Annotated in this window: 9 protein-coding genes and 2 tRNA genes; 3 read left to right on the top strand and 8 right to left on the bottom strand. The window is 70.4% G+C overall.

From position 1 onward, the window contains the following. Window positions 1-111, top strand: a 111-nt coding sequence (locus tag Q7T15_RS12335) for an integrase core domain-containing protein (protein ID WP_370689091.1), incomplete at its 5' end; no start/stop codon positions are given. 262 nt (window positions 112-373) lie between these two features. On the opposite strand, the gene Q7T15_RS04865 is transcribed toward Q7T15_RS12335, so the two are convergent. The 3 genes from Q7T15_RS04865 to Q7T15_RS04855 all read right to left on the bottom strand — a co-directional run bounded on the left by Q7T15_RS04865 (window position 374) and on the right by Q7T15_RS04855 (window position 1,914). Then, a tRNA-Glu gene (locus tag Q7T15_RS04865) sits at window positions 374-449 on the bottom strand. Between the two features lie 95 nt (window positions 450-544). Further along, the gene (locus tag Q7T15_RS04860) at window positions 545-1,477 is read right to left on the bottom strand and encodes a diacylglycerol kinase family protein (protein ID WP_370689102.1); all 933 of its coding nucleotides are present in this window, start codon (window positions 1,475-1,477) and stop codon (window positions 545-547) included. A 155-nt stretch (window positions 1,478-1,632) separates the two neighbouring features. Then, window positions 1,633-1,914: a metal-sensitive transcriptional regulator gene (locus tag Q7T15_RS04855; RefSeq protein ID WP_304693845.1), complete on the bottom strand. Its 282-nt coding sequence runs from the start codon at window positions 1,912-1,914 to the stop codon at window positions 1,633-1,635. A gap of 84 nt (window positions 1,915-1,998) precedes the next feature. Here Q7T15_RS04855 and Q7T15_RS04850 point away from each other — a divergent pair, with 84 nt between their 5' ends. After that, entirely contained in the window at window positions 1,999-2,634 is a 636-nt protein-coding gene (locus tag Q7T15_RS04850) for an MBL fold metallo-hydrolase (protein WP_304693843.1), read from the top strand. Here Q7T15_RS04850 and Q7T15_RS04845 read toward each other — a convergent pair. From Q7T15_RS04845 to Q7T15_RS04830, 4 genes are all read right to left on the bottom strand, one after another. Then, the gene (locus Q7T15_RS04845; RefSeq protein WP_304693841.1) at window positions 2,631-3,344 is read right to left on the bottom strand and encodes a hypothetical protein; all 714 of its coding nucleotides are present in this window, start codon (window positions 3,342-3,344) and stop codon (window positions 2,631-2,633) included. The genes Q7T15_RS04850 and Q7T15_RS04845 overlap by 4 nt on opposite strands. A gap of 53 nt (window positions 3,345-3,397) precedes the next feature. Continuing rightward, a complete protein-coding gene (locus tag Q7T15_RS04840) occupies window positions 3,398-4,330 on the bottom strand; it encodes a Ppx/GppA phosphatase family protein (RefSeq protein ID WP_304693839.1) in 933 nt (310 codons plus the stop codon). An 81-nt stretch (window positions 4,331-4,411) separates the two neighbouring features. Further along, window positions 4,412-4,483: transfer RNA gene (locus Q7T15_RS04835), tRNA-Gln, on the bottom strand. 144 nt (window positions 4,484-4,627) lie between these two features. Then, entirely contained in the window at window positions 4,628-5,299 is a 672-nt protein-coding gene (locus Q7T15_RS04830; RefSeq protein ID WP_304693837.1) for a hypothetical protein, read from the bottom strand. A gap of 84 nt (window positions 5,300-5,383) precedes the next feature. Between Q7T15_RS04830 and Q7T15_RS04825 the strand changes: the two genes are divergently transcribed. After that, window positions 5,384-6,328 carry a cytochrome b/b6 domain-containing protein gene (locus tag Q7T15_RS04825; RefSeq protein ID WP_304693835.1) on the top strand — a complete coding sequence of 315 codons (945 nt, stop codon included), beginning with the start codon at window positions 5,384-5,386 and terminating at the stop codon, window positions 6,326-6,328. Window positions 6,329-6,341: 13 nt separating this feature from the next. Here Q7T15_RS04825 and Q7T15_RS04820 read toward each other — a convergent pair whose 3' ends face one another. After that, entirely contained in the window at window positions 6,342-7,295 is a 954-nt protein-coding gene (locus tag Q7T15_RS04820) for an IS481 family transposase (protein ID WP_304693833.1), read from the bottom strand. Window positions 7,296-7,396: the final 101 nt, after the last annotated feature.

Raw genomic sequence — 7,396 nt, 5'->3', positions numbered from 1 at the left:
AGTGAGCATCGTCGGGCGGTCCTGCCAGAATGGGTTCGCTACTACAACACGCAGCGACCCCATGGCTCTCTGGGCCACAGAAGCCCGATCACCGCACTTGCGGCAGCATGAACAACGTCACTGGGAACTACATCTAGCGCGTTGCGAACGTAACGACTGTGCCCCGGCTGCACTGGCAGGGCCCGGGTTGCGGTCATCCTTGACGGGGCCGTCTACCAGTTCGATGAAGACTTCGACAAGCCCGCCTCTGCGCTCGACTTCGCAGCCACGCTACTCGGCACTGCAAAATTGCTCCGAGCAGCCGCCTTTTCAATTCCCCAGCATCTCGGGGCGGAAACGCGAATACCCCCGCTTGGGCGGGGGTATTCGATGGTGGTGACCCCAGCGGGATTCGAACCCGCGTTACCGCCGTGAGAGGGCGGCGTACTAGGCCGCTATACGATGGGGCCGTTTGCGACTGGACGAGTATGGCATACGTCCGAGGCTGAATCCAAACCGGCGACGACCGCCTCCGATCCGCGCGAGCGCGGGCTTTCGAGGGGTGTCAGGCGAGCACGCGCAGCGCCCCCGGCTCGACCTCCACGTCGATGGGCAGGGGCGCGATCCGCTCGCCGTCGGCGTACGCGACGATGCCCTCCGCCTCGATGCGGATGCGGCGCCCGCGCATCGTGACCACGCGCGGGTCGGTCACATGCGTGCCCGCGAATACGCGCGGGAAGATTCGCAGGAACGCCAGCCGCGAGAGCGGGCGCACGATCATGACGTCGAGCAGGCCGTCGTCGAGCAGCGCTGCGGGCGTCACCTTCATGCCGCCGCCGAGCGAGGTGTTGTTGCCGACCGAGACGAGCAGCGCGCGCTCGCGATGCTCGACCCCGTCGACGACGAGCCGGTAGTCGATCGGCCGAAGCCGGGCGAGCTCGACGAGCAGCGCGATCGTGTAGCGGCTCGGGCCGCGCGGCCGGCGCATCCGATTGGCGCGCTCGTTGACGATCGCGTCGAAGCCGGCGGAGAGCACGCACGCGAAGCGGCGGGAGCCGGCGCCCGGGCCGGCGATCGGGCCGTCACCCCCGGTCGACGCCGCGCCGAGATCGATGCGGGCCGCGTCGATGACGCGCGGGCCGCGATCGAGGGCCGCGAGCATCCCCTGCACCGCCGCCTCGGGGTCGTCGAGGGCGATGCCGAGGCCGCGCGCCATGTCGTTGCCGGTGCCGCTCGGGATGATTCCGAGGGGGATGCCCGTGCCGGCCGTGAGCTCGACGCCGAGGTTGACCATGCCGTCTCCCCCGACGACGACGAGTGCGTCGACGCCCGAGTCGAGCCGCGCGGCCGCCTCGGCGCGGAGCGCGTCGAGGCTCGAGGCGATGAGCTCGTGCACGACGTGGCCGCGCTCGCGCAGGAGGGCGACGACGCGCGGGCCGACCTCGCGGCCCCTGCCGAAGTACGCGGTCGGGTTGATCGCCACCGCGAGCGTGCGCATCGTCGTCACAGTTGCCGATTATGGGGGCGGAACGCCCGTGCGCGACGCAAGAGGGTGCCTATCGGGCACTCGTTGCGCCGATGCGATGACGAGCGAGCAACGACTGACCGATAAGCGGCGTGACGTCCCGGTGCGCCGATCGACGACCCGCGCGCCTAGCTGCCGCGGTTGTTCTGCAGCTCGAACACGGCGAGCAGCTCGGCGACGGCCTTCTCGCGCTCCTCGCCGCCCGCGTCGAACATGTCGGTGACGTGCGTGCGCAGGTGGTTCTCGACGAGCAGCTTGTTGAGGCTGCGGAGGCTCTTCTGAATGGCGAGCGACTGCGTGATGATGTCGACGCAGTACTCGTCGGCCTCGATCATGCGCTCGATGCCGCGCATCTGACCCTGGAGGATGCGCGCGCGGTGGAGGGAGCGCTTCTTGATGTCGTCGATCATCCGCCAAGCATACCCCCCGGGGGTACACGGGGCAATCACCCCGCACGCGACGCGCCGTGCAGGCCGCGTGACTACAGTGGCGCCATGATCCTCACGAAGCGCGAGCACGCCTGCCTGGTCATCGAGCAGGAGGGCGCGAGCCTCGTCATCGACCCCGGGAGCTTCACCGCTCCCTTCGACGCCCCCGGCCTCGTCGGCATCGTCGTCACGCACGAGCACGCCGACCACGTCACGGCCGAGCACCTCGATCGGCTGCTGGCCTCCGCCGAGGGCGTCGAGCTCTTCGCTCCCGCCGGGGTCGCGGCGTCGCTGCCCGGCTACTCATGGCAGATCGTCTCAGCAGGGGATGCCCGCAGCGCCGGCCCCTTCTCGCTCGCGTTCTCGGGCGGTCGCCACGCGGTCATCCACTCGAGCCTCCCGGTGGTGGACAACCTCGGAGTGATGGTCAACGACGCGCTCTACTACCCGGGCGACTCGTTCACCGAGCCGGAGGGCCCGGTCGACGTCCTCGCGGTGCCCGCGAGCGCCCCGTGGCTCAAGATCGGCGAGGTCATGGACTACCTCGATGCCGTGAGGCCGCGGCGCGCGTTCCCGACGCATGAGCGCGTCAACTCGGACGCCGGCAACGCCATGGCGAACGGGCGCATCAAGCACGTCGTCGAGTCGCACGGCGGAGCGTTCCTCCCGCTCGTCGCGGGCGAGACGCTCGAGCTCGGCTAGTCGGAGGGCGGCGCGGCCTCGCCCGCCGCCTCGATCGGCCGCTGCAGGAAGAAGGCGCCGAGGGACCCGGCGAGGGTCGCGAAAACGACGACCGAGTAGATGGCGAGAGCGATGCGGAGGAGGCGCGTGACGACGTCCTCCCCCTCCAGTCCGCTGCCGGTCACGGTGGTGAGAGCCGTCTGGTACAGCGCCTCTCCGTAGGCGACCTCGCCGTCGATCAGATAGTAGAGCTGGCTCGAGGCGAGGATCACGACCGCTGTCACGGCCGCGAGCCACGAGAGACGCCCGGTCAGCAGTCGGCCCGCCGATCGCGACCCGCGGACGCCGGCAGAGAGCACGCCGCCGAGCCGGACCACGCGCGCGACGCGCGCGACCCGGAAGAGCGCGAGGGCGCGGAAGAACCGGAGGAACGGGACGGCGAGGAAGAGCACCTGCCACCAGCTGCGGCGCCAGAACTGCGCGCTCCAGCCGGCGATGTGCGCGCGCAGCACGAACTCGGCGACGAACACCGCCCAGCAGATCCAGCCGAGGACGGTGAGGGTCGTCACGAGCCACGACTCGCGTGCGAGCACCTGCCCGAGCACGACGAAGACGAAGATCAGACCGAGCACGCCCATGGGCCTGTCGAGTCGCGCCGCCAGCAGCTCGGCGTCGGTCAGCTTCCTGACCCGCTCGACCTCGCGCGGCTCGGCGGTGTCTCGATCGGTCATCTCGCTCCTCCTGCGGGTCGACGGCGACTGTCGGGCGGTGCCCCTTCGCCCGTCTAGGGCCGGTCGAGCGAGTCGATGTAGCGCAGCACGATGCCCTCGCGCAGCGCCCACGGCGAGACGATGAGCGTCGGCACATCGAACACCTTCATCGCGGTACGCAGCAGGATCGCACCGGCGAGGATCTGCGGGCCCCGCTCGGGAGTGATGCCGGGCAGGTACTGCCGGACGTCCGAGGGCATCTCGCGCAGCGTCGGCTCCCACTCGCGCAGGCCCGTGTAGTAGATCGGTGCGGGGGCACCCGTGACCGGGTCGGCCGGGCCGCCGACGAGTCGCCCTAGCGAGCGGATCGTCTTGGAGGTGCCGACGACGCGCGTCGGCTTCGGCCGGTCGGCGAAGAGCGAGTCGCGCGCCTCCGTGAAGGCCGCACGGGCGTGGGCGCGCAGCGCCGACACGGCATCGCGCTTCGGGGGGTCGCCCCGCAGGAAGCGCGCGGTCGCCCTCGCCGCGCCGAGCGGCAGGGAGACCTGCGCATCCGGGTACTCGTCGGCGCCCTGCGCGATCTCGAACGAGCCGCCGCCGATGTCGAACAGCAGGATCTCGCCCGCGGACCAGCCGAACCAGCGCCGCACGGCGAGCATCGTGATGCGCGCCTCGTCGTCGCCCGAGAGCACCTGGAGCTCGACGCCGGTCTCGCGCGCGATGCGGGCGAGGACCTCCTCGCCGTTGGCCGCCTCGCGGATGGCCGACGTCGCCGTCGAGATGACGTCGTCGACGCCGATCTCCGCGACAGTGGTGGCGGCACCGCCGATCGCCTCGATGAGGAGCCTCTGCCCCTCCTCGACGATCGCACCGTCGTCGTTGATGAAGCGCATGAGCCGCAGGGTCGACCGCTCGGAGTGGTAAGGAACGGGGCTCGCACCCGCGTGGGCGTCGACGACGAGGAGGTGCACGGTGTTGGATCCGACGTCGATGACTCCGAGGCGCATGGGTCGAGCGTACGCGGGGTCGATACCGCGCGACCGCCGCAGACGACGAAACCCCCGGGGTCGACCGGGGGCTTCGGAACGCTGGGGTACCTGGACTCGAACCAAGAACAACTGAACCAGAATCAGCCGTGTTGCCAATTACACCATACCCCACCGGGGTACTGCGGGCTCGGGCCCTGCAGTGACTCCGTGGCGCCGCTAGGCGGGCCGAGATGCGAGTTTACCCTACCGGCCGGACGGGCACGAACGCGCGCGAGTGCCCGGGCGCGCCCTCGAGCCGGCTGCCGGCAGGCGGCCTCACTCGACCGCGATGACGAAGACGGGCTCGCAGAACGCATTGCCGAAGCACGTGATCTCCAGATGCGCGGGCAGCCCGATGCGATCGCCCGACTCCGTCCGCGTCGTCTCCGGCTGACCGCTCTCCTGCGCCGCCAGCACGAGCTCGAGAAGCGTGCCGTTGGCGATCGGCGCGTAGCCGAAGCGCTCGGCCGACTCGACGGCGAAGGCCTCGACGTCGCGGAACGAGCCGAAGGTGATCTCCCGCGGCGGCGCGACGCGCAGCTCGCGCACCTCGCCCGCCTCCGTCGAGATCGTGAAGGTCGACGTCGTGAACCGGGCTCCCCCATCGCCGCCCGAGGCGAGCAGCACGAGTCGGTAATCGAGTTCCTGCGGGTGCGGGCCGATGACGAGCTCGCCGTCGGCGGGGAGGCCCAGAGGCTCGGTCTCGACGGGGAGTTCGCGGAGATCGAGGCGCGGGATGCGCTGCTCCTCGATGAAGGCGAGCCCCTCCTCGGTGAACACCGAGAAGTTGAGATCGTCGACCTCGTTCGTCTCCGCCGGGCCCGGACCGGCCGCGAGCCGCGGACCCTGCGAGGCGGCGAACGCCACCGCCGCGATGATGATCGCGCTCAGGACGACGGCCGGGATCCAGCGCACCCACTCGGGCACTTTCGAGGGGAAGTCAGACACCGCACCACTGTAGCGGCGGCCGCCCGCACGATCGCTGCCGCGCCCCCAGCGCCCGCCCGCCGACGGGGCGATACGGTGGAGCACGTGCCGCGCCCGACCGCCTCCCGCCGCCGTGCGGTCGTGCTCGCGGTCGTCGCGGCGCTCGCGGTGCTCGCGGCGGCCATGATCGGGGCCAGGGCGTTCCTCGAGAGCCCGGCCGGGGCATCCTTCGTCAGCACCTACCCCGGCGCGTACGACCCGCCGCCCGGCACGCCCGAGGGGTTCCCGGCCTGGCTGCGGTGGACGCACTGGCTGAGCGCCTTCTTCCTGCTCTTCATCGTCAGCTCCGGGCTGCACCTGCGCGCCGGGCAGCGCCCGCCCGCGTTCGTGACGCGCCGCACGACGGGCGCCTTCGCGGCGAAGAACCCGAGCCGGCTCGGCCTGCACGCCTGGTGGCACCTCGTCGTCGACACCCTGTGGGTGCTCACGGGGCTCGTCTACGTCGTCGCGCTCGTCGCGAGCGGACACTGGCAGCGGCTGATCCCGACCGACCTCGCGGTCGTGCCGAACGCGGTCTCCGCCGCCGTGCAGTACCTCGCGCTCGACTGGCCCGCGCACGACACCTGGGCCCGGTACAACAGCCTGCAGCAGCTGTTCTACGCCGCGACCGTCGTCATCGCCGCGCCGCTCGCGACGCTCACCGGGCTCCGGCTCTCGCCCGTGTGGCCGAGGCGGTGGATGCGCGCCCGCGGGCCGCTCTCCGACGCAGCCGCGCGGCAGACGCATCGCCTCGTGCTCTGGTACTTCCTTGCGTTCACGGTCGCGCACGTCGCCCTCGTGCTCCTCACCGGAGCGCGCCAGAACCTCAACGGCATCTACGCAGGCGTCGACGACGCCGAGAGCTGGCTCGGCGTCGGGCTCTTCGCGCTCTCGACCGGCGCCATGGCGGCGGCGTGGGTGCTGCTGCGGCCTTCCGCGCAGATCGCGATCGCGCAGCGGGTCGCCGACGTGCGGGTCATGCCCGCGCCGCCTGCCGCAACGAAGCGCTAGGTGTACTCGGCAGTCACGTTGGTGACACTCGGCTGATCGGTGGTGCTCCGATGGCGGAGTGGATGCGTCGAGTGTTGTAGTGCTCCAGCCACGGCGCAAGAGCAGCAGCGCGAGCGTCGTTGGAGAGGAACACCTGCCGATAGGCCCACTCGATCTGCAGGGTCCGGTTCAGTCGTTCGATCTTGCCGTTCTGCCAGGGGCAGTGCGGGCGGATGAAGACCTGCTTCGCCCCGAGGAGGGCTGCGGCATCGGCCAGGGAGTATCGATAGGCGAAAGCGTTGTCGGTCATGATCCGCTCGATGCGCGTGATTCCGTGTCGGGCGAAGTAATCCGCAGCGCGCAACAGGAACTGCGCGCAGGTGGCGCCTTTCTCGTCGGGAAGGACCTCGGAATACGCCAACCGCGAGTGGTCATCGATCATGGAGTGGACGTAGTCGAACCCGATGCCGCGGCCGCGGACTTGCTCGCTGCGTCCGTGGGCGCGCCAGCCGCCGCCGTCCGGGATCCGGCCCAGTTTCTTCACGTCCATGTGGACCAGCTCGCCCGGACGGTCGCGCTCATAGCGCAGCGCCGTTCGGCGGGACGCCCTGATCACAACGCCGGTCACGGGGTCGCACTCCGACAGCCGGGGCATGTGATGTCGATGCAGGATCGCGCCGATCGTGCGGGTTGGGATTCCCAACTCCTCCGAAAGCCTTGCCGGCCCGACCCGGAGCTGATGGCGCAGCTTCAGCACGCGGTGCTCGAGATCGGCGGGAGTTCTCCTCGGAGAATGGCGCGGGCGCGAGGAGCGATCCTCCAACCCAGCCGCCCCTTCCTGTCGGAACCGAGCCACCCATCGATGAGCGCACTGGCGGGAGATGCCGAGCTCGGAAGCGACATGCGCCACCGGGCGGCCCTGCCCGATGACGCGGTCGATGAGAAGCAGCCTGCCACGCACGTTCAAGCGGGCATTACCGTGGGACACGAGACCTCCTGGCAGTGAAGAACTAGACAGCTCCACTAAGCCAGGAGGTCTCCCTGTCTCACAACGGTTGTGTCACCAACGTCCCTGCCGAGTACAGCTAG

Source organism: Microcella sp. (assembly GCF_030645145.1).
Classification (GTDB): Bacteria; Actinomycetota; Actinomycetes; order Actinomycetales; family Microbacteriaceae; genus Microcella.
This window is presented reverse-complemented; position numbering and strand designations above follow the sequence as displayed.